The 21,237-nt window shown below is 70.4% G+C and carries 18 protein-coding genes; 9 read left to right on the forward strand and 9 right to left on the reverse strand.

Going from position 1 to position 21,237, the window contains the following annotated elements:
- Positions 1 to 104 precede the first annotated feature (104 nt).
- Together mltA and msrB are read left to right on the forward strand one after the other, a co-directional pair.
- Positions 105 to 1,274, forward strand: coding sequence for a murein transglycosylase A (gene mltA, locus AC1DTW_RS08305; protein ID WP_477980561.1), 1,170 nt, complete (start codon positions 105 to 107; stop codon positions 1,272 to 1,274).
- 70 nt (positions 1,275 to 1,344) lie between these two features.
- Complete coding sequence (gene msrB / locus AC1DTW_RS08310; protein WP_477980562.1) at positions 1,345 to 1,836, forward strand: peptide-methionine (R)-S-oxide reductase MsrB; 492 nt, start codon at positions 1,345 to 1,347, stop codon at positions 1,834 to 1,836.
- Positions 1,837 to 1,869: 33 nt separating this feature from the next.
- Here the strand turns inward: msrB and AC1DTW_RS08315 are convergent, their stop codons facing one another.
- Positions 1,870 to 2,283, reverse strand: coding sequence for a globin family protein (locus AC1DTW_RS08315; protein WP_477980563.1), 414 nt, complete (start codon positions 2,281 to 2,283; stop codon positions 1,870 to 1,872).
- A gap of 88 nt (positions 2,284 to 2,371) precedes the next feature.
- Positions 2,372 to 3,334, reverse strand: coding sequence for a GlxA family transcriptional regulator (locus AC1DTW_RS08320; RefSeq protein WP_477980564.1), 963 nt, complete (start codon positions 3,332 to 3,334; stop codon positions 2,372 to 2,374).
- A 100-nt stretch (positions 3,335 to 3,434) separates the two neighbouring features.
- On the opposite strand from AC1DTW_RS08320, the gene AC1DTW_RS08325 reads away from it, so the two are divergent.
- A complete protein-coding gene (locus tag AC1DTW_RS08325) occupies positions 3,435 to 3,740 on the forward strand; it encodes a putative quinol monooxygenase (RefSeq protein WP_477980565.1) in 306 nt (101 codons plus the stop codon).
- A gap of 34 nt (positions 3,741 to 3,774) precedes the next feature.
- Here AC1DTW_RS08325 and AC1DTW_RS08330 read toward each other — a convergent pair whose 3' ends face one another.
- Positions 3,775 to 5,073, reverse strand: a complete 1,299-nt coding sequence (locus tag AC1DTW_RS08330) for an NRAMP family divalent metal transporter (RefSeq protein ID WP_477980566.1) — start codon at positions 5,071 to 5,073, stop codon at positions 3,775 to 3,777.
- 121 nt (positions 5,074 to 5,194) lie between these two features.
- Between AC1DTW_RS08330 and AC1DTW_RS08335 the strand changes: the two genes are divergently transcribed.
- Genes AC1DTW_RS08335 through AC1DTW_RS08345 form a run of 3 tightly spaced genes read left to right on the forward strand, consistent with a single transcriptional unit; the run spans position 5,195 to position 10,237 of the window.
- Entirely contained in the window at positions 5,195 to 6,922 is a 1,728-nt protein-coding gene (locus AC1DTW_RS08335; protein WP_477980567.1) for an ABC transporter permease, read from the forward strand.
- A gap of 11 nt (positions 6,923 to 6,933) precedes the next feature.
- A complete protein-coding gene (locus AC1DTW_RS08340; RefSeq protein WP_477980568.1) occupies positions 6,934 to 8,250 on the forward strand; it encodes an ABC transporter ATP-binding protein in 1,317 nt (438 codons plus the stop codon).
- Between the two features lie 31 nt (positions 8,251 to 8,281).
- A complete protein-coding gene (locus AC1DTW_RS08345; RefSeq protein ID WP_477980569.1) occupies positions 8,282 to 10,237 on the forward strand; it encodes a bifunctional 2',3'-cyclic-nucleotide 2'-phosphodiesterase/3'-nucleotidase in 1,956 nt (651 codons plus the stop codon).
- 31 nt (positions 10,238 to 10,268) lie between these two features.
- Here the strand turns inward: AC1DTW_RS08345 and alkB are convergent, their stop codons facing one another.
- The 4 genes from alkB to AC1DTW_RS08365 form a co-directional block, all read right to left on the reverse strand.
- Positions 10,269 to 10,922: a DNA oxidative demethylase AlkB gene (gene alkB, locus AC1DTW_RS08350; protein WP_477980570.1), complete on the reverse strand. Its 654-nt coding sequence runs from the start codon at positions 10,920 to 10,922 to the stop codon at positions 10,269 to 10,271.
- A 24-nt stretch (positions 10,923 to 10,946) separates the two neighbouring features.
- A complete protein-coding gene (locus tag AC1DTW_RS08355; RefSeq protein WP_477980571.1) occupies positions 10,947 to 11,702 on the reverse strand; it encodes a 2OG-Fe(II) oxygenase in 756 nt (251 codons plus the stop codon).
- On the reverse strand, positions 11,699 to 12,781 hold the full coding sequence (gene ada, locus AC1DTW_RS08360) for a bifunctional DNA-binding transcriptional regulator/O6-methylguanine-DNA methyltransferase Ada (RefSeq protein ID WP_477980572.1): 1,083 nt from the start codon (positions 12,779 to 12,781) through the stop codon (positions 11,699 to 11,701). The genes AC1DTW_RS08355 and ada overlap by 4 nt, the downstream gene beginning before the upstream one ends.
- A gap of 105 nt (positions 12,782 to 12,886) precedes the next feature.
- On the reverse strand, positions 12,887 to 13,435 hold the full coding sequence (locus AC1DTW_RS08365; RefSeq protein WP_477980573.1) for an Lrp/AsnC family transcriptional regulator: 549 nt from the start codon (positions 13,433 to 13,435) through the stop codon (positions 12,887 to 12,889).
- Positions 13,436 to 13,608: 173 nt separating this feature from the next.
- On the opposite strand from AC1DTW_RS08365, the gene AC1DTW_RS08370 reads away from it, so the two are divergent.
- From AC1DTW_RS08370 to AC1DTW_RS08380, 3 genes are all read left to right on the forward strand, one after another.
- Positions 13,609 to 17,193: an indolepyruvate ferredoxin oxidoreductase family protein gene (locus AC1DTW_RS08370; RefSeq protein WP_477980574.1), complete on the forward strand. Its 3,585-nt coding sequence runs from the start codon at positions 13,609 to 13,611 to the stop codon at positions 17,191 to 17,193.
- Positions 17,163 to 17,789 carry a YceI family protein gene (locus AC1DTW_RS08375; RefSeq protein ID WP_477980575.1) on the forward strand — a complete coding sequence of 209 codons (627 nt, stop codon included), beginning with the start codon at positions 17,163 to 17,165 and terminating at the stop codon, positions 17,787 to 17,789. Before AC1DTW_RS08370 ends, AC1DTW_RS08375 begins: the two co-directional genes overlap by 31 nt.
- 100 nt (positions 17,790 to 17,889) lie before the next feature.
- Positions 17,890 to 19,191, forward strand: coding sequence for a HipA domain-containing protein (locus tag AC1DTW_RS08380; protein ID WP_477980576.1), 1,302 nt, complete (start codon positions 17,890 to 17,892; stop codon positions 19,189 to 19,191).
- A 25-nt stretch (positions 19,192 to 19,216) separates the two neighbouring features.
- On the opposite strand, the gene AC1DTW_RS08385 is transcribed toward AC1DTW_RS08380, so the two are convergent.
- Both AC1DTW_RS08385 and AC1DTW_RS08390 read right to left on the reverse strand, forming a co-directional pair.
- Positions 19,217 to 20,458 (reverse strand): hypothetical protein, encoded by a 1,242-nt coding sequence (locus tag AC1DTW_RS08385; protein WP_477980577.1) that lies wholly within the window; start codon positions 20,456 to 20,458, stop codon positions 19,217 to 19,219.
- A 6-nt stretch (positions 20,459 to 20,464) separates the two neighbouring features.
- Positions 20,465 to 21,223: an outer membrane lipoprotein-sorting protein gene (locus AC1DTW_RS08390; protein WP_477980578.1), complete on the reverse strand. Its 759-nt coding sequence runs from the start codon at positions 21,221 to 21,223 to the stop codon at positions 20,465 to 20,467.
- Positions 21,224 to 21,237: the final 14 nt, after the last annotated feature.

Consider the following 21,237-nt stretch of genomic DNA (forward strand, 5'->3'; position numbering starts at 1 on the left):
AATCGCGATGACGCTCGCCCTTGCTGCGCCCATGGAACATCGTCCACCAGACGATCAGCAACAGCAGCACGACCGCGCCGAACGCTTCCAGTAAGAGTACCCACATGTCGAATGTCCTCAGGGCCCTGCCGCCGGCCGCGATTCTAGGAGCGCTGCTGCTCGCCGGGTGCGCGAGCCCGCCGCTGCCGCCGCAACCGCCGCCGACGCCGGCCGACAAGCCTGTCGTGGTCGCGACCAACCCGCTGGTCGTGCCGATGGTCAACGCGACGATCGTGCGGGCCCGCGCGCGCTGGGTGCCGGTCGACTGGACCGAGCTGCCGGCCTGGGAGGCCGACCGCGTCAGCGAGCTCTGGCCCGCGCTGCTGCGCGGCTGCGACCGGCCGGCGTTCGACTGGGTCGCGCTGTGCACGCAGGCGCGCGCGGCAGCGACGCCGGCGTTCAGCGACGACGCGGCGCGCGCCTGGCTGCGCCAGCGCCTGCAGCCGTACCGCGTCGAGGCGCTCGACGGCGCGCCCGAGGGCCTGGCGACCGGCTACTTCGAGCCGCTCGTCGAGGCGACGCGCACGCCGCGCGGCGCGTTCCAGGTGCCGCTGTACGGGCCGCCCGCCGACCTCGCGACCCGCAAGCCCTACTGGACGCGCCAGCAGATCGATTCGCTGCCGGCCGCGAAGGCGAGCCTGAACGGCCGCGCGCTCGCCTACGTGGCCGACCCGCTCGATGCGCTGATCCTGCAGATCCAGGGTTCGGGGCGCCTGAACATCGCCGAGCGCAACGGCCGGCGCACGCTGGTGCGCGTCGCGTTCGCGGGCCACAACGACCAGCCGTACAAGTCGGTCGGCCGCTGGCTGATCGACCAGGGCGAGCTGACGCCGGCGCAGGCCTCGTGGCCCGCGATCAAGGCCTGGGCGCGGCAGAACCCGAAGCGGCTGAACGAGATGCTGTGGGCGAACCCGCGCACCGTGTTCTTCCGCGAAGAGCCGCTGCCCGATCCGCAACTCGGCCCGAAAGGCGCGCAAGGCGTTGCGCTGACGCCGGGCCGCTCGATCGCGGTCGATGCGCTGAGCATCCCGTACGGCACGCCGGTCTGGCTCGACACGACCGAGCCGCTGTCGAGCACGCCGCTGCGCCGGCTCGCGATGGCGCAGGACACCGGCACCGCGATCACCGGCGCGGTGCGCGCCGACTACTTCTGGGGCTGGGGCGACGAGGCCGAGAACCTCGCCGGCCGGATGAAACAACCACTGCGACTGTGGGTGCTGTGGCCGCGGCCATGATGACGATCGTGCTGAAAGATTCGCGCCGATCATCCGACCTACCGGCTCCCGCACGATGGAGATTCACGCCATGACCCGCCGCCCCTTGCTCGCGCTGCTCTGCACGCTCGGCCTCGCGCCGAAACTCTCGAAGGCCCAGGGCCCGACGCCGGCCGGCGCGCCGAAGGTCGAGCCGCTGCGCCTGTCCGACGCCGAATGGAAGAAGCGCCTGAGCGCCGACCAGTACGCGGTGCTGCGCCAGGAGGGCACCGAGCGCCCCGGCAGCAGCCCGCTGAACGACGAGCACCGCAAGGGCCGCTTCCACTGCGCCGGCTGCGACCTGCCGCTGTTCTCGTCCGAGACCAAGTTCGACAGCGGCACCGGCTGGCCGAGCTTCTTCACGTCGCTGCCCGGCGCGGTCGCGATGAAGACCGACTACAAGCTCGTCGTGCCGCGCAGCGAGTACCACTGCGCGCGCTGCGAAGGCCACCAGGGCCATGTGTTCGACGACGGCCCGCGCCCGACCGGCAAGCGCTATTGCAACAACGGTCTGGCGCTGAAGTTCGTGCCGACACCCGCCTGACGCACGCCAAACCAGTGCACGCCCGGCCGTGGCTCAGGCCGGAACGCTAGCCGCTTCCTTCATCGTCGTCGCGAGCACGCCATAGACGTCGATCCAGGCCTCCTCGACCTCGGGGGTGTAGGCCACGCCGAGGCCCTGGTACAGGGTCTTCAGCAGCGCGGTGCCCACGGTGTCGTAGTGCGCGTCCTGCACGCCGTAGCCGGCATGGCGCTGGCCGAGCTGGCGCAGCAGCGGCTGCAGCACCTCGGGCTGATCGAGCCGGCCGATCGCGATCGCGACCATCTGCATCAGCTTCGCGCTCTGCGCGGCGATGTCGCCGTTGAACAGGCGCTTCAGCGATGGGTCGGCCTCGAACAGGTTGACGTAGAACAATGCGCCGGCCTGCGGTGCGATCGGTTCGATCAGGTCGAAGCTCTCTCTCACCAGCGCGATCGTGTGGTCGTTCATGGCAAATCCTCCGAACGGTGCATGGGCTGAGGGACGCGGCGAGTTCATGCAAGCGCGATGCCGCCCCGGCGCGGTGCGCTGGGCGGCCTCAGAGGCGCGAACGCAGCTCGCGCACGCCGCGGCCGAGCTTGCGCCGCAGCAATGTCCGCAGCGTGACGCCGTCGGCATAGCCGATCTGCGCGGCGATCCGGTCGACGCTGTCGGTGCCGGTGCGCAGCAGGTGCAGCGCGCGCTCGACGCGAAGGTCCTGGAAGTACGACAGCGGCGTCTTGCCGAGCACGCCACGCAGCCGCCGCGCGAGCGTGCGCTCGCTGGCGCCGACTGCGCGGGCGGCCTCGGTCAGCGAGAAGCCGCTCGCGAGCCGCTGGCGCGCCCAGGCCTCGAAGCGCTCGACGATCGGATCGGCGTGCGCCAGGTGATCCGGGATCACGAACTCGGCCTGCGAGCCGCGCGCCTCGACGAGCAGGTAGCGCGCCGCGAGCGCGGCCAGCGCCGGGCTGCGCTGGCGCAGCACGCCGAGCGCGAGATCGAGGTGCGCCATCGCGGCACCGGCGGTCGTGAAGCCGGCCGAGTTGACGAGCATGCGCGATTCGTCGAGCGCGACGCGCGGGTAGCGCTGGCGGAACATCGGCGCGAGCCACCACGAGGTGGTCGCGTGGCGGCCGTCGAGCAGCCCGCTTTCGGCGAGCAGGAAGGTCCCGGTGCAGGCCGCACCGAACATCGTTGCCCCCTTCGACCAGTGCTGCAGCACGCCGAGCGCATCGGCCACGTCGCGGCCTGCGAGCCGCGCGGCGAGGGCCTCGGGCATCTTCGCGCCGAGCGCGGGCACGAGCACGACATCGGGCGGCGCCGCGCGCTCGGCCGGCTGCACCGGCACGGTCAGGCCCTGCGCGGTGCGCACGCGGCGGCGCACGCCGATCAGCGTGTAGTCGATCGGCGGCGGCGCGTCGGGCAGCGCCGCGCCGAGCTCGTTCGCGGTGGCCAGCGTGTCGGTCAGCGCGGCCAGGCCGAGATCGAACACGCCATCGAGCACGAGCAGGTGCAGTCGCATGGCAGGAATGATAGCAATGTTGTCGTTCTCGCCACTCGCCACGTGGCCCTCCGGGAACCAGACTGCGGCCCTCGCAACCGTTCACCGAAAGGAACCCACCATGGTCAAGCTCGCACTGTTCGTCCGCCTCGAAGCCAAGCCGGGCAAGGAGTCCGCCGTCGCCGATTTTCTGGCCGGCGCCTTGCCGCTCGCGAACGCCGAGGCGCGCACCACCGCGTGGTTCGCGCTGCGCTTCGGTCCGTCGACCTTCGGCGTCTTCGACGCGTTCGCCGACGAAACCGGCCGCCAGGCGCATCTCGACGGACCGATCGCCGCGGCGCTGATGGCGAACGCGGCCGCACTGCTCGCCGAGGCGCCGAAGATCGAGAAGATCGATCTGCTGGCGGCCAAGCTGCCGGGTCAGTGAGCCCCGGGGATCGAACGCGGGGATCGAGCGCGCTTCAGCGCAGGAGATCCCCGATCATCATCACGACCGCGGCGGCCATCACGAGCGCCGCGCCCCAGCCGAAGAAGCGCGTCCTGCGCGTGACCGGCAGCGCGCCCATCACGCTGCGGTGGCTCGACAGGATCATCATCGCGACCATGATCGGCACCGCCACGACGCCATTGATCACCGCGCTCCAGTAGAGCGCCTTCATCGGGTTGATCGGCGTGAAGCCCAGCGCGGTGCCGACGATCGTCGCGGTGACGATGATCGCGTAGAAGCCGCGCGCCTCGTACCAGTGCCGCTCCAGCCCTTCGGGCCAGCCGAAGGCCTCGGCCACCGCGTACGCGGCCGACGACGCCAGCACCGGCACCGCGAGCAGCCCGGTCGCGACGATGCCGAGCGAGAACAGCGCGAACGCGAGGTCGCCGGCCAGTGGCCGCAGCGCCTGCGCGGCCTGCGCGGCGCTCTGGATGTCGGTGATGCCGGCGCCGTGCAGCACGACGGCCCCGGTCAGCATCACGAAGAACGCGATGCCGTTCGAGAACACCATGCCGATGATGGTGTCCAGCCGCATCCGGCGCTTCGCGCGGCGCAGCGTCTTGCCGCTCTCGGCGCCGGCATGCACGCCATGCAGTCGCATCTCCTCGACCTCCTGCGCCGCCTGCCAGAAGAACAGGTACGGCGAGATCGTCGTGCCCAGAATCGCGACGATCGTCATCCAGAACGCCGTTCCGGGCTCGACCTGCGGCAGCACCAGGTCGTGCAGCACCTGGCCCCACGGCACCCTGACGGTGAACGCCGTCGCGACATAGACGAACAGGCTCAGCGTCAGCCACTTCAGGATCGGCGCGATGCGCCGGTACGGCACGAAGATCTGCAGCAGCAAGGTCGCCACGCCGAACGCCGCCGCGTGCCACCGGCTGCCGCCGCCGATGACCAGCTGCAGCGCTGCGCCCATCGCCGCGAGGTCGGCCGCGATGTTGATCGTGTTCGCGACCAGCAGCAGCCCGACGACCGCGAACAGGAACGCCTTCGGCGTGTGCTCGCGCAGGTTCGCCGCGATGCCCTGCCCCGACTGGCGCCCGATGCGCGCGCTGACGAGCTGGATGCCGATCATGAACGGCAGCGTCAGGAACACGGTCCAGAGCACGCCGGTGCCGAACTGCGCGCCGCCCTGCGTGTAGGTCGCGATGCCCGACGGATCGTCGTCCGCTGCGCCGGTGACGACGCCGGGGCCGACGTGGCGCAGCACCGACGGGATGCGACGGCCCGTCGGGGGGTTCGCCGGATGCGCGGCCCGGGTTCGTGACATGGCCGCGATGATCCCATGCAAAGCTGTGCAAACCCGGCACGCGCCGGCCGGTGGCCGGCGCCGGGCGGCGACAATCGCCGGCTTTGCCGCGCCCGCCACGGGCTTCATTTCTGGCATCCCGATGATCGACAAGCGCCTCCTTCCCCATCGCGTGCTCGAGTCCGGCGGCAACCGCTGGGACTGGGCCTTGCTGCCGCTCGTGCTCGCGCTGCTGATTGCGCTCGCGTACGGCGGCGCGCAGATGGCGCGGCCCTACGCGCTCGGCGAGGCGCTGCCGCTGACGCTGGACCCGGCCTACCTGCCGTACTACCTGCTGCGCACGACGCTGCGCATGTTCCTCGCGCTCGGCGCGTCGCTCGTCTTCAGCGCCGTGTTCGCGGCGATCGCGGCCAAGTACCGCGCCGCCGGGCGCGTGATGGTGCCGCTGCTCGACATCCTGCAGTCGATCCCGATCCTGGGCTTCCTGTCGATCACGGTCACCGGCTTCATCGCGCTGTTCCCGGGCAGCCTGTTCGGCGTCGAGTGCGCCGCGATCTTCGCGATCTTCACGTCGCAGGCCTGGAACATGGCGTTCAGCCTGTACCAGTCGCTGCGCACCGTGCCGGCCGAGCTGCGCGAGGCCGCGGCCGTGTTCCAGCTCTCCGGCTGGCAACGCTTCTGGCGGCTCGAACTGCCGTTCGCGATGCCGGGGCTGCTGTGGAACATGATGATGTCGATGTCGGGCGGCTGGTTCTTCGTCGTCGCCTCCGAAGCGATCTCGGTCTCGAACCAGAGCATCAAGCTGCCCGGGGTCGGCTCGTACATCGCACTGGCGATCGAGGCGCGCGATCTCGGCGCGATCGGCTGGGCGATCGGCTGCATGCTGGTCGGCATCGTGCTGTACGACCAGCTGTTCTTCCGGCCGCTGCTCGCGTGGGCCGACAAGTTCCGCTTCGAGGAAGGCACGGGCGACGCCGCGCCGAGCTCGTGGCTGCTGACCTGGCTGCGCCGCACCGACGCGCTGAGCGCGTTGGCGCAGCGCGTCGTGCGCCGGCTCGAAGGCTCGCTGCTGCTGTTCCGCCGCGAGCACGACGGCACCTCGATCCGCGCCCGCGCGAGCGCGGCGAACCCGGCCTGGTCGCGTGCCTGGGATGCGCTGGTCGCGGCCGCGGTGCTGCTCGCGCTGTGGCGGCTCGTCGGCTTCGTGCACGCCGAGGTCGGGCTGGCCGAGGTGCTGCGCGTCTTCGTGCTCGGCCTGTACACGATGCTGCGCGTGCTGGTGCTGATCGCGCTCGCGGCGATCGTCTGGGTGCCGGTCGGCATCTGGATCGGCATGAACCCGCGCTGGGCCGGGCGGCTGCAGGCGCTGGCGCAGTTCCTCGCGGCGTTCCCGGCGAACCTGATGTTCCCGGTCGCGGTCGTCTTCATCGTCAGGTGGCACCTGAACCCGAACCTCTGGCTCGCGCCGCTGATGGTGCTGGGCACGCAGTGGTATCTGCTGTTCAACGTGATCGCCGGCGCCTCGACGATCCCGACCGAACTGCGCTACGCCGCGCACAACCTCGGGCTGACCGGCTGGCTGAAGTGGCGCCGCTACCTGCTGCCCGCGGTGTTCCCGAGCTTCGTGACCGGCGCGATCACCGCCAGCGGCGGCTCCTGGAACGCCAGCATCGTCGCCGAGTACGTGAGCTGGGGCGACACGACGCTGCAGGCGCAAGGCCTGGGCAGCTACATCGCCCACATGACCGCCATCGGCGACTTCCCGCGCATCGCGCTGGGCATCGGCGTGATGTGCGTGTTCGTGATGGGCATGAACCACTTCGTCTGGCGGCGCCTGTACCGCATGGCCGAAGATCGCATGCACTTTTGAAGGGTGGACCCATGGCCCGAGCCATCGTCGAATTGAAGGGTGTCGGCAAGTCGTTCAAGTCGGCCGACGGTCACCTGCGCTCGGTGCTCGAAGGCGTCGACTTCCGCCTCGCCGAGGGCGAGATCGTCTCGCTGCTCGGCCAGTCCGGCTCGGGCAAGTCGACGATGCTGCGCATCATGGCCGGGCTGATCGCGGCCGACACCGGCGAGGTGCGCCTGCGCGACCAGCCGCTGTACGGCCCGGCGCGCGGCGTCAGCATGGTGTTCCAGTCGTTCGCACTGTTCCCGTGGCTGACGGTGCAGGGCAATGTCGAGCTCGGACTCGAGGCGCGCGGCATCGCGCCGGCCGAGCGCGCGCGGCGCGCCGACGCGGCGATCCAGCTGATCGGCCTGACGGGGTTCGAGGGCGCCCTGCCGCGCGAGCTCTCTGGCGGCATGCGCCAACGCGTGGGCATCGCGCGCGCGCTCGTCGTCGAGCCCGAGGTGCTGCTGATGGACGAGGCCTTCTCGGCCCTCGACGTGCTGACCGGCGAGCGGCTGCGCGAAGACATCCTCGATCTGTGGACGCGCAAGGCCATGCCGACGCAGGCGATCCTCGTCGTCTCGCACAACATCGAGGAGGCGGTGCTGATGGCCGATCGGGTGCTGATCTTCGCGAGCGACCCGGGTCGCGTGCGCTTCCAGCTCGCGGTGCAGCTGCCGCGGCCGCGCCACCCCGACAGCCCCGAGGTGCGCCAGCTGATCGACGAGGTCTACGCGCTGATGACGGTCGGCCGCGCGGGCCGGGGCCGCGCCGCCGAGGAGCCCGCGACGCTGGGGCTCGCCGAGCGCCTGCCCGACGCCGACATCGCGCGCATGGAGGGCCTGCTCGAGCTCCTCGCCGGCGACATGTTCAAGGGCCGCGCCGACCTGCCGCGCCTGGCCGAGGAGACCGAGCTGACCGACCACGAACTGCTGCCGCTCGCGCAGGCCGTGTCGTTGCTCGGACTGGCCCAGCTCGCCGAGGGCGACCTGCACATCACGCCGCTCGGCCAGCGCTACGTGGCCGGTGAACACGCGTTGCGGCAGGATCTGTTCGGCCAGCAACTGCTCGCGCACGTGCCGCTCGCCGCGCACATCCGCCACAGCCTCGAACAGGAGGAATCGGGCGAGCTGCCCGAAGAGCCGTTCCTGCGCCTGCTCAGCGAAACCCTCAGTGCCGACGAGGCCGAGCGCGTGCTGCGCACCGCGATCGAGTGGGGCCGGCATGGCGAGGTGTTCGAATACGACTACACGACCGGGCTGATCCACCTGCCCGAGGGCAAGGACGCCACCGACCCGGGCAGCTGATATCCGCTCACACACAGGGCAACGCGACACGATGAACCCGCGCCACATTCCGCTCGGCCTCGCACTGGCCTTCGCGCTCGGCATCGGCGGCGCCAGCGCCGGCGCCGCCGAGGTGAAGCTGCGCCTCCTGGAGACCACCGATCTCCACATGAACCTGCTCGGCTACGACTACTACCAGGACACCGCGACCGACCGCTACGGCCTGGCGCGCACGATCACGCTGATCAAGGCGGCGCGCGCCGAGGTCGCGAACAGCCTGCTGCTCGACAACGGCGATCTGCTGCAGGGCACCCCGCTCGGCGACTGGGTCGCGAAGATCCAGCCGTTGCGCGACGGCCAGGTCCACCCCGCGTACAAGGTCATGAACGCGCTCGGCTACGACGCCGCGAACCTCGGCAACCACGACTTCAACTACGGTCTGCCGTTCCTGCGGCGCGCGCTGCAGGGCGCGGCTTTTCCATACGTCAATGCCAATGTCTACATCGACGATGCCGACAAGGACGGTCCGCGCCCCCGCCACGCCTTCGCGCCCTACGTGCTGCTCGATCGCATGCTGCGCGATGCCGACGGCAAGATGCATGCGATCAAGGTCGGCGTGATCGGCTTCGTGCCGCCGCAGATCATGCAGTGGGACAAGGCGAACCTCGAAGGCCGCGTCGTCGTGCGCGACATCGCCGCGACCGCGCGGCGCTACGTGCCGCAGATGCGGGCCGAGGGCGCGCAGCTCGTGATCGCGATCCCGCACTCGGGCTTCGAGCGCGGCGCCGTCGAGGCCGGGGCCGAGAACGAGGTCGGCCAGCTGAGCCGCGTGCCGGGGATCGATGCGATCCTGTTCGGCCATTCGCATGCCGAGTTCCCGAGTGCAGATTTCGCCGACCGGCCCGGCGCCGACATCGTGCGCGGCACGATCAACGGCGTTCCGGCCGTGATGCCGGGCCGCTGGGGCGACCACCTCGGCCTGATCGATCTGACGCTCGACGACGCCAGCGGCAGCTGGCGCGTGACGAGCAGCCAGGCCTCGATCCGCCCGATCTACGACCGCGCCGCGAAGCGCTCGGTCGCCGCGGCCGACCCGATGGTCGAGCAGCTGATCGGCGCCGAGCACGCGCGCACGCTCGACTACATCCGCGGCCGCGTCGCGGTCGGCAGCGCGCCGATCTACAGCTACTTCGCGCAGGTCGCCGACGACCCCTCGGTGCAGATCGTCGCGAACGCGCAGATGGCCTACGTGAAGCGTGCGCTGCAGGGCACGGCCTATGAAAAGCTGCCGGTGCTCTCGGCCGCCGCGCCGTTCAAGACCGGCGGGCGCCAGGGCTGGAACTACTACACCGACATCCCGGCCGGGCCGCTGGCGATCAAGAACGTCGCCGACCTGTACATGTACCCGAACACGCTGAAGGCCATGCTGCTGAACGGCGCGCAGGTGCGCGAATGGCTCGAGATGTCGGCCGGCCAGTTCCGGCGCATCGACCCCGACGGCCCGGCGCAGCAGCCCTTGCTCGACGAGAGCTTCCCGTCGTTCAACTTCGACACGATCGACGGCGTGAGCTACGAGTTCGACCTGACGCAGCCGGCGCGCTACGACCGCGGCGGCAAGCTCGTCGCGCCCGACGCGCACCGCGTGCAGAACCTGCGCCACGAAGGCGCGCCGGTCGCGCCCGACGCGAAGTTCATCGTCGCGACCAACAACTACCGCGCCTTCGGCGGCGGCAACTTCCCCGGCCTGGTCGCCGCCAACGTCGTGCTCGACGCGCCCGACGAGAACCGCCAGATCGTCGTCGACCACCTCGCGCAGGTCAGCGCCGCGACACCTGGCGGGCAGGTCAACCCGAGCGCCGATGGCAACTGGAAGATCCGCCCGGTGCCGGGCGTCGCGATGACCTTCGTGACCGGCAGCGGCGCGATGCGTTACCTCGCGCGTCACCCCGGCATCCGGCTGCTCAAGGACAACGGCGACGGCTCGGCGCTGTTCGAGCTCGGGAACTGACGCGGGTCACTCGCGCCGCAGGCACCGACCGCTATCCGGCGCGCCGAAACGTCAGGTTGATGCGCTCGGCGCCGAGCAACGCATGCTCGCCTTCCGCGAGCGGCAGCACGCCGTGAAAGCGCAGCCGCGACGGCCCGCCCCAGACGACCACGTCGCCGTGCCGCAGCGGCACGCGCAGCGCCTTGTCGCTGCGCTGCAGGCCACCGAACAGGAACACCGCCGGCAGGCCGAGCGAGACCGAGACGATCGGCGCGTTCAGCTCGCGCTCGTCGCGGTCCTGGTGCAGTGAGAGCCGGGTGCCGGGCCGGTAGCGATTGACCAGGCAGGCGTCGGGCGCGAAGCCGTCGAAGCCGGCTCGCGCGGCCGCCTGCGCCGCGAGCGTGCGGAACGATTCCGGCATCGCCGGCCACGGCGCCGCGCGTTCCGGATCGATCGCGTCGTAGCGGTAACCGCGGCGATCGCTGACCCAGCCGAGCGCGCCGCAGTTCGTCATCGCCACCGACATGCGCAACCCGCCGGGCGTGACCCAGTGGCGCAGCGGCGCCGCGGCGACCACGCGCTGCACATCGGCGAGCAACGCGTGCTGCGCCGGCCGCGCGAAACCGCGCAGCAGCAGCGCGCCGTCGGCCAGCGGCTCGATCGCCGGCTCGGCGGACTCGATGGCATCGAACAGGTCGAAGGTCATCGTGCGATTGCCAGTGTCAGGCCCTCAGGCGGCGTCGTGGAACACGATGCCCGCGGTGTGGCGCAACCCCGAGCGGACGCGGCTCACGCCATGGCGCAAATTCACGCGGTAGACGCCGCGCGTGCCCTGCACCGGCCGGTGCTGCACCGCGATCAGCGCAGCATCGCCCTGCCGCAGCGGCACGACCTGCGCACGCGACTGCATGCGCGGGCGCTGCTCGGTCATCACGAACTCGCCGCCGCTGAAATCGCGCCCCGGTTCGGACAGCAGGATCACGACCTGCAGCGGGAACACCTGCGCGCCGTACAGATCCTGGTGCAGGCAGTTGTAGTCGCCTTCGCGGTATTGCAGCAGCAACGGCGTCGGCCGGCACTGGCCTGCCGCGTGACAGCGTTCGATGAAGGCCGCGTGGCAAGCGGGGAAACGCGTGTCGATGCCCATCGCGGCGTGCCAGCGGTTCGCGATCGGCGCGAGCCGCACATACAGCGCGCTGCGCAGCGCGGCGACCGGGTCCGGCAGCGGATAGCCGAAGTACTTGTACTCGCCGCGGCCGAAGCCGTGCCGCGCCATCACGACGCGGCTGCGAAAGCGCGCGTCGTCCGCATACAGCGCCGCGAGCGCCGCGCACTCGGGCGGCGCGAGCAGGCCCGGGATCACGGCGCTGCCCTGCGCGTCGAGCTCGGCGCCGATGGCCGACCCGTCGAGCGCATCGATGCGCTCGCTCGCCGATCTCGGTTCGTCCGTCTCGATCGACGGCGCCGCTGGGTCGCGCGCATTCATGCCGCCGCCTCGCGCTCGAGCAGCGCCCGCTTGCGCGCGACGCCCCAGCGATAACCCGACAACGCGCCGTCGGTGCGCACCACGCGATGGCACGGGATCGCGATCGCGAGCGGGTTCGCGCCGCAGGCCTGCGCGACCGCGCGCACCGCCTTCGGTGCGCCAATGCGCGCGGCCACGTCCGCGTAGCTCGCGGTCGTGCCCGCGGGCAGTTCGCACAGCGCCTGCCAGACGCGCTGCTGGAATGCCGTGCCGCGCACATCGAGCGGCAGTGCCAGGCCGAGCGCCGGCGCCTCGACGAAACCGACGACCTGCGCGACCGTGCGGGCGAAGGCCGGGTCGTCGCCGATCAGGCGCGCGTTCGGGAAGCGGTCTTGCAGCTCGCGTGCGAGCGCGTCCGGATCGTCACCGAGCGCGATCGCGCAGATGCCGCGCGCGCTCAGCGCGACCAGGATCGCGCCGAGCGAACAGGCGCCGATCGCGAAGCGGATGTCGGTGTCGGTGCCGCCGGCGCGCAGCTGCGTCGGCGTCATGCCGAGCACGCGGTCGGCCTCGGCGTAGAAGCGGCCGTTCGAGTGGTAGCCAGCCTCGAAGATCGCCGCCGTCACCGACGATTCGCGGCGCGCCAGCTCGCGGCGCACGCGCTCGGCGCGTTGCGCGGCCGCGTAGGCCTTCGGCGTGACGCCGGCGACGGCTTTGAACAGGCGATGCAGGTGGTGCGGGCTGAGCTCCGCGCGGGTCGCGAGCTCGTCCAGCGTCGGCGGCTGCTCGGCGCTGTCGATGAAGCGGCAGAGTTCGGCGATCAGCGCGGCGTTGCGCTCGGCGCGCGGCGCTTCGTCGGGCCGGCAGCGCTTGCACGGGCGGAAGCCCGCGCGCTCGGCGTCGGCCGCGCTCGCATGGAACGCGACGTTCTCGGGCCGCGCCGGCCGGGCCGCGCACGAAGGCCGGCAGTACACGCCGGTGCTCCTCACCGAGTAGAAGAAGCGGCCGTCGGCCTGTGCGTCGCGCGCGGCGACCTGCGCCCAGCGCGGGTCGGCAACGGTCGCGGCGGCCTGCCATTCGGTTCGGGTGCTCATGTTCATCGCAGAGTCCTCGTCATTGAAGCATCGATGGAGAGACTCTAGATTTCGCAGGCCCTTGGCGCACTCCGCTGCTTGCTTTCGAATTCGATCCCTTGCGGCTCAGGATCAATTCCGGGCCCGCAGATGCGCCAGCGGCAACGCGGCGCCGGCCTTGACCTCGCCGAGCGAGAAGCTGGTGTGCAGGTCCTTCACGTGCGGCAGGTGCAGCAGCGTGTCGCGCGAGAATTTCGAGAACGCGTCGAGGTCGGTCGCCATCACCTGCAGCTCGAAGGTGCCCGAGCCCGAGATGTAGTGACACGAGATCACCTCGGGGATGCGGCGGATCTTCTCCTCGAGTTCGCGCGTCGACGCGGCGGTGTTGCGATCGGCATCGATGCGCACGAACGCGAGCACGCCCAGGCCGATCTTGCGGCGGTCGATCTCGGCCCGGTAGCCGGTGATGAAGCCCTGCTCCTCGAGCCACTTGACGCGCCGCCAGGTCGGCGCGGCCGAGATGCCGATGCGCGTGGCGAGCTCGGTGTTCGACAGCCGCGCGTCGCGCTGCAGCTCGTGCAGGATCAACAGATCGTAACGATCGAGATCGGCGCCGTGCGCCTCCGGCGCTTCGGCAGCCAGCGGGGAGGATTTACCCGAAGTCGTCTTTTTGAGCGCCATTCGATATCCATTCGCGTTTTTCACGCACGATTATTGCCGGAACCCCGCCAATCCGGACAAAGATAGAAAAGACATCACGCGGCCGTTTCCCTAAACTCTGCAGGGCGCGCCGCGGCCACGAGCGGCGGAACGCGCGCCTCGAAGACCCCGCCCGAATCCTGGAGTGTTGAACGATGAATGCACCGCTACCCGAGTCGATCCGCAAGGCGATCGAGACCGTTTCTCTGGATGACAAGTACGCACTCGAGAGCGGCCGGGCCCTGATGAGCGGTGTGCAGGCGCTGGTGCGCCTGCCGATGCTGCAGAAGGCGCGCGACGCGCTGGCCGGGCTGAACACCGCCGGCTTCATCAGCGGCTATCGCGGCTCGCCGCTCGGCGGCTACGACCAGGCCCTGTGGCAGGCCAAGAAGCACCTCGCGGCGCGCGACATCGTGTTCACCCCCGGCGTCAACGAAGAGCTTGCGGCGACCGCGGTCTGGGGCTCGCAGCAACTCGATCTTTACCCGAAGGCCAACAAGTTCGACGGCGTGTTCGGCATCTGGTACGGCAAGGGCCCGGGCGTCGACCGCTGCTCCGACGTGTTCAAGCACGCCAACATGGCCGGCACCTCGAAGCACGGCGGCGTGATCGCGCTCGCCGGCGACGACCACATCGCGAAGAGCTCGACCGCCGCGCACCAGAGCGACCACATCTTCAAGGCCTGCGGGCTGCCGGTGTTCTTCCCGAGCAGCGTGCAGGACATCCTCGACATGGGCCTGCACGCGTTCGCGATGAGCCGCTTCGCCGGCGTCTGGTCGGGCATGAAGACGATCCAGGACATCGTCGAGTCGACCGCCAGCGTGTCGGTCGACCCGGACCGCGTCGAGATCGTGATCCCGACCGACTTCCAGATGCCCGATGGCGGCCTGCACATCCGCTGGCCCGATGCGCCGCTCGAGCAGGAAGCGCGGCTGATGGACTACAAATGGTACGCGGCGCTCGCCTACGTGCGCGCGAACCGGCTGAACCACAACGTGATCGCGAGCGCCCACGACCGCTTCGGGATCATCGCGTCGGGCAAGGCCTACAACGACACGCGGCAGGCCCTGCACGACCTCGGGCTGGACGACGACGAGTGCCGCCGGCTCGGCATCCGGCTGCACAAGGTCAACGTCGTCTGGCCGCTCGAGGCGACGATCACGCGCGACTTCGCGCAGGGCCTGCAGGAGATCCTGGTCGTCGAAGAGAAGCGCCAGGTCATCGAGTACCAGCTGAAGGAAGAGCTCTACAACTGGCGCGCCGACGTGCGCCCTACTGTGCTCGGCAAGTTCGACGAGTCCGACGGCGCTGAACTGACGACGCCCTTCGGTGGCGGCGGTGGCGAGTGGAGCCAGCCCAACCCGAGCAAGAACTGGCTGCTGCGCGCACAGGCCGACCTGACGCCGGCGATCATCGGACGTGCGATCGCGAAACGGTTGAAGAAGCTGGGAGTCGACGCCGACACCGCCGCGCGCATCGACGCACGCATCGCGCTGATCGAGGCGAAGGAGCGCGCGATGGTCGTGCAAAGCATCGACACCAGCGACCGCACCCCATTCTTCTGCAGCGGCTGCCCGCACAACACCAGCACGCGCGTGCCCGAGGGCTCGCGCGCGGTTGCCGGCATCGGCTGCCACTACATGTCGGTCTGGATGGACCGCAGCACCGTCACCTTCTCGCAGATGGGCGGCGAAGGGGTCTCGTGGGTCGGCCAGGCCGCGTTCACGACCGACAGCCACGTGTTCTCGAACCTGGGCGACGGCACCTACTACCACTCGGGGCTGCTCGCGGTGCGCCAGAGCATCGCGGCCGGCGTCAACATCACCTACAAGATCCTGTTCAACGACGCGGTCGCGATGACCGGCGGGCAGCCGGTCGACGGCACCCTGAAGGTGCCCGAGATGACGCGCGAGCTCGACGCCGAGGGCGCCGCGAAGATCGCCGTCGTCACCGACGAGCCCGAGAAGTACACGGCGAGCGAGATCGCCTCGCGCCTGGCCAAGGGCGTGACCGTGCACCACCGCGACGAGCTCGACGCGATCCAGAAGCAGATGCGCGAGCTCAAGGGCTGCACCGTGATCATCTACGACCAGACCTGCGCGACCGAGAAGCGGCGCCGCCGCAAGCGCGGCACGATGGTCGATCCGGCGAAGCGCGTGATCATCAACGAGCTGGTCTGCGAAGGCTGCGGCGATTGCTCGGTGCAGAGCAACTGCCTGTCGGTCGAGCCGGTCGAGACCGAGTTCGGCCGCAAGCGCCGCATCAACCAGAACACCTGCAACAAGGACTACTCCTGCGTGAAGGGCTTCTGCCCGAGCTTCATCACGGTCGAGGGCGGGCAGCTCAAAGGCAAGAAGAAAGATGCGGCGCGCCCGGACCCGTTCGCGCTGCCACCGCTGCCCGAGCCGTCGCTGCCGCTGGCCGAGACCCCGTGGGGCATCGTCGTCGCCGGCGTCGGCGGCACCGGCGTGATCACGATCGGCCAGCTGCTCGGCATGGCCGCGCACCTCGAAGGCAAGGGCATCGTCACGCAGGACGCCGCCGGCCTCGCGCAAAAGGGCGGCGCGACCTGGAGCCACATCCAGATCGCGAACCGACCCGACGCGATCCTGACGACCAAGGTCGGCACCGCCGAGGCCGATCTGGTGATCGGCTGCGACCCGATCGTCGCGGCCAACAAGAGCACCCTGGCGGTGATGCGCGAGGGCCGCACTTTCGTCGCGATGAACACGCACGGCGCGCCCACCGCGGCCTTCGTGACGAACCCGAACTGGCAGTTCCCGGCCGCGAATTGCGACGCCGCGGTGCTCGGTGCGGCGGGTGCCGCGAACGTCGGCACGCTCGACGCCGACCAGCTCGCGGTGCAGCTCGTCGGCGACTCGCTGTACACGAACCCGCTGATGCTCGGCTACGCGTGGCAGAAGGGCAAGGTGCCGCTGAGCCTCGCCGCGATGCTGCGCGCGATCGAGCTGAACAACGTGCAGGTCGAGAACAACAAGCTCGCGTTCGAGTGGGGCCGGCGCGCGGCGCACGATCTGGCCGCGGTGCAGGCCTTGCTCAAGCCGGCGCAGGTGATCGAGTTCGTCAAGAAGACCGCAAACCTCGACGACATGGTCGCGCAGCGCGTCGAGTTCCTGACCGGCTACCAGAACGCCGCGTACGCCGCGCGCTACCAGGCCTTCGTCGAGAAGGTACGCGCCGTCGAAGCGCCGCTGAACAGCAAGAAGCTGACCGAGGCCGTCGCGCGCTACCTCTTCAAGCTGATGGCCTACAAGGACGAGTACGAGGTCGCGCGGCTGCACAGCGACCGCAGTTTCCTCGACAAGGTCGCGGCCCAGTTCGAAGGCGACTACAAGCTGAACTACCACCTCGCGCCGCCGCTGACCGCGAAGAAGAACGCCGCGGGCGAACTGAAAAAGTCGAAGTTCGGCCCGGCCATGCTGACTGGCTTCCGATGGCTCGCGAAGCTGAAGGGCCTGCGCGGTACCGCGTTCGACCCGTTCGGCCGCACCGAAGAGCGCAAGACCGAACGCGCGCTGATCGGAGAGTACCGGGCCTCGGTCGACGAGCTGCTCGGGTCGCTGAATGCCGGCAATCTGCGGCTCGCGACCGAGATCGCGCGGGTCCCGGAAGACATCCGCGGCTACGGCCACGTGAAGGATCGGCACCTCGCCGCGGCGCGCCCGAAGTGGGCCGCGCTGATGCAGGAATGGCGCACGGGCCAGCAGCGCGCGGCCTGAAGCCGCTCGCGTCACTCGGCGCGTTCGCGCTGTGCGGCGTCGCGCTCGCGGCGCTCGCGCAGCCGTCGCCGGCTTCGGCGCCGGGTTCGATCCCGACCTGGCGGCTCGACCCGACGCACACCTTGGTGCACTGGGAGGTCGTGCACATGGGCACCTCGACGATCCGCGGCCGCTTCGACAAGGCGAGCGGCAGCGTGCAGTTCGATCCGAAGGGCCAGCAGCTCGATGTCAGCATCACGGTCGACACCGCGTCGGTGAGCAGCGGCGTGCCGCTGCTCGACGCGCAGCTCAAGGGCGGCGAGATGCTCGGCGTGGCGGCGAACCCGCAGGCCTTCTTCGTCGCCCGCCATGCGCGCTTCGACGGCGAGGCCCCGCGCGAGCTGCGCGGCGAGTTCACGCTGCGCGGCATCAGCCAGCCGCTGACGCTGCGCGCGCTGCGCTGGAACTGCGGCCTGAATCCGCTGTTCCGCCGCACGGTCTGCGGCGGCGACTTCGAGGGCGAGCTGGTGCGCAGCAGCTTCGGCATCACGCACAGCCTGCCCTTCGTCGCCGACCGGGTGCGGCTGCTGATCCAGGTCGAGGCCATCGCGCCGTAGCGGATCGACCTGTTTTTCTATTCATTTTGCATTCATATAGAATGCATCATCGACAGCAACCTCCTGATTTCAAAGAGCTTTCTGTCATGCCATTCTATTCATGAATCCTCTCGAAGGCGCCATCATTGCCGCGCTGACCGCGCGTGGTCCCACCGACTCCACGGCGCTGCAGTCACTCACCGGCAAGAGCCAGCCGACGCTGTCGCGCGCGCTGCGTGCGCTTGGCGGACCGGTCGTCCCGCTGGGGCAAGGCAAGTCCACCCGCTACGGCATCCCGCAGACGATCCGCGGCCTGCCCGCTCGGCAACCCCTTTGGTGGACCGACACGCGCGGTTTGACCGAACGCTGGGGCGTGCTGACCTTTCTCGCGGGCGACATGCTGCACGTCGGTGCCAAGGGCATCGACATGCTCACGCGCGGACAACTGCCCTGGTTCCTCGCCCCGCTGAAGCTGCACGGGTTCCTCGGCCGCGAATGGGCGCTGCGGCTCGGCCTGGGCCGCGACCCGGAGCGCTGGCCGCTGGATCAGATCCTGTTCGCGGCCTTGCGCATCGATGACCCGATCGGCGCGATCTCCATCGGCGAGCCGATGGGCGAGATCGTTCCCGAGGCCCCCGCCGCAGCATTCGAGCGCGCTGCGCACTACGACACGCTCGCGGCCGATGTCGCCTCGACGCTGCCCGCCGGTTCGTCGGCCGGCGGCGAGCAGGCCAAGTTCCTCACCGGCCTCGCGTCGGGCGAGCGCGTGCTGGTGAAGTTCTCGCCGCCGCGCGGCACGCCATTCGGCGAACGCTGGCACGATCTGCTGCATGCCGAAGCACTCGCACTGCAGTTGCTGGGCGAGCACGGCGTGCCGGTCGCACGCACCCGCATTGTCGAGAGCGCGCAGCGCACCTACCTCGAATCGATGCGTTTCGATCGCGTCGGCCCCAATGGCGAGGGCCGGCGGCATGTGGTCGGGCTCGACGCGATCCACGCGCAGTTCGTCGGCGGCGCGCGCCAGAACTGGCCCGCCACCTGCGACGCGCTCGTGCTGCAGCGGCGCCTCTCGCCGATCGACGCGGCCGGCGCGCGCGCGCTGTATGACTTCGGCCATCTGATCGGCAATGCCGACATGCATTTCGGCAACCTGAGCCTCTGGGTGGACGAGCCGGCGAACGGCCGATTCGCGCTCGCGCCGCTCTACGACATGCTGCCGATGCGCTGGCGCACCGATGCGTTCCACGGCCTGCAGGACTACACACCGTTCGAGCCGCTGCGGGCCCGCGCACGAGACGATGGCGGCGGCATCTCCGCGCGCAGCGTCGCGGTCGAGTTCTGGCGCCGGGCGTCGAGGCGTGCGTCGCTGAGCGCCGCATTCCGCGAGGTGGCCGCGCAGATGGCGCAGCGCCTGTCGTCCTGAGCACCCCAGGAAATGTCGCCGCGCGTCAGAACGCCCAGGTGCCGGCGACGTAGCCCACGCGCCGCGTCGGCAGCTGCGCGAGCACCGCATCGCCCGGGCCGCCGTAGAGCCGCAGGCCGGCATCGATGCGGACACGATCGCCCTGCCATCCCAGCGATGCGGTGAGCACGCGGCCGGCGTCGGCCGGCGTGTACAGCAGGTCGAGCGCGGGCTGCCACTTGTCGTGGGTCCAGCTGGCGCGCGTGAACAGGTTGGCGCGGCGCAGGCTGGTCGAGGCATTGAACGCGCGGCCTTGCCACGCGAGGTTGCCGGCGACCGCGACATCCGGCGCCGGCGTGCCGATCAGCGCCGCGAGCGCCCGGTTGCGCGCGGACCAGTCGCGCCATTGCGCGTTCGACAGCGCGCTGCCATCCCACCAGGCTTCGGCGAGCAGGCTCAGCTGCGCGGCGTTGGTCCAGGTCGCACCGACCAGCGCCTGCGCGCTGCGACGCACGCTCGCGTCGCGCCATGGGTCGCTGCGCACGAGTCCCGCCGTGGCTGGATCGATCGCGACAGAGTCGGCCGCATGCAGGTAGCGCACCGACGCGTGCAGCTCGACGGCCTCGCTCGCGACCCAGGCCGCGGCCGCGCCGAGGCTGGCGCCGGTACGCACGCCGTAGCGCGCAAAGCCGAATGCGTCGAGCGCACCATCACGACGGTAGACGCGCACCGCAAGCGCCGGCTCTTCGGCGCCGCGCGCCTCATGCGCCTTCGTCGGGTTCACGAGCACGAAGGACCACGCGGTCTGGGCGTCGAAATGCTCGGCCATCAGCAGCGGCCGGCCTTCGGGCGTGACACTGAGCAAGGTGCGCCGCACTTCCTGCTCGACCACGTCGTTCGGCCGGAAGCCGTAGCCGACGTCCCAGCCGACGATCTTCTTGCCGGCACTGAACTGCCAGCCGGCGCCTTCGCCGGAGGCGTACAGCTCGTTGACCCAGGCGTCGCTGCGCAGCCGATCGCCTTCGAGGCGCTGCTGCTGCAGCGTCACGGTCGCCGCGAGACCGTGGGCGCTGCCGCGCAGTTCGGTCTCGAGCACCGGGCCGGACGCGGGCAGCGCGACGATGCCGGGCGCGAGGCTCGCCGCCTGAGAGAGCGGGCCGCGCGCAGCGGGCTGCCGATCGATGTACGCGGGCCGCAGCTGGCCGCTGAACTCGGGTGCAGCGCGGCACGCGCCCGCCAGCGTCATCCCCGCCATCATCGCCATCGCCGCGAACGACACGTGCCGCACGCCGCGTCACTCCAGCGCCGGGTTGCGCGCGAGGAACATCGGGTTCAGCCAGGCCTCGGGCAGCGTGCGCTCCTTGCGCGCGAGGTAGCGCACCTGCGTCTCCTTCTTGTTCGTCAGCTGGTCGCGCAGCAGCATCGACGTGACCAGCGGCGCCGCCGCCGAACCCGAGGGTTTGTCGATCACGAAGCGCGCCTGCTTCGCTAGCTTGTCGGACTGCACGTACAGGTCGGCCCTGACCGGCTCGTGCCGCGCCTTGCCGAGCCACAGCTCGATGCGCTGGTAGGTCACCGCCTTGCGCGCGGCCTGCAGGCTCAGGCGAATGCAATCCTGCGCGGGTTCGCCGCAGCGCTCTTCGCCGGCGATGCTGCCGCCGTAGTCATCGGCCCAGCTCGTCGTCGCGATGTCGCCGACGCTGGCGTCGCCGAGCAGCTTCTGCATCGGCGTGATGCGCAGCGGCCGCTGGCTGCCGGGCATCAGCAGCCAGAAGTCGTCGCCGAGCATCAGCAGCTTCTGGCCCTTCTCGGCCGGGCTGCGCATCAGCACCAGCGACTGGTGCCCGGCCTGCGCAAACACGGTGTAGCGGCGCTCCTTGTCGGGCGCTCCGTCGGCGTCGAAGACGGTGATCTGCGTGTCGACCTGCAGGTTCTCGCTGCCGAGGCGGTATCGGTCGGCCGCCTTCAGCAAGGCCGGCACGTCCTGCGCGAAGGTCGGCGCCGCGAGCAGCGCCAGCAGCGCCGCGGCGATCGAACGAAGGGTGGATGTCATCTCGAAATCTCCAG

The organism is Rhizobacter sp. P5_A1 (genome assembly GCF_056400745.1).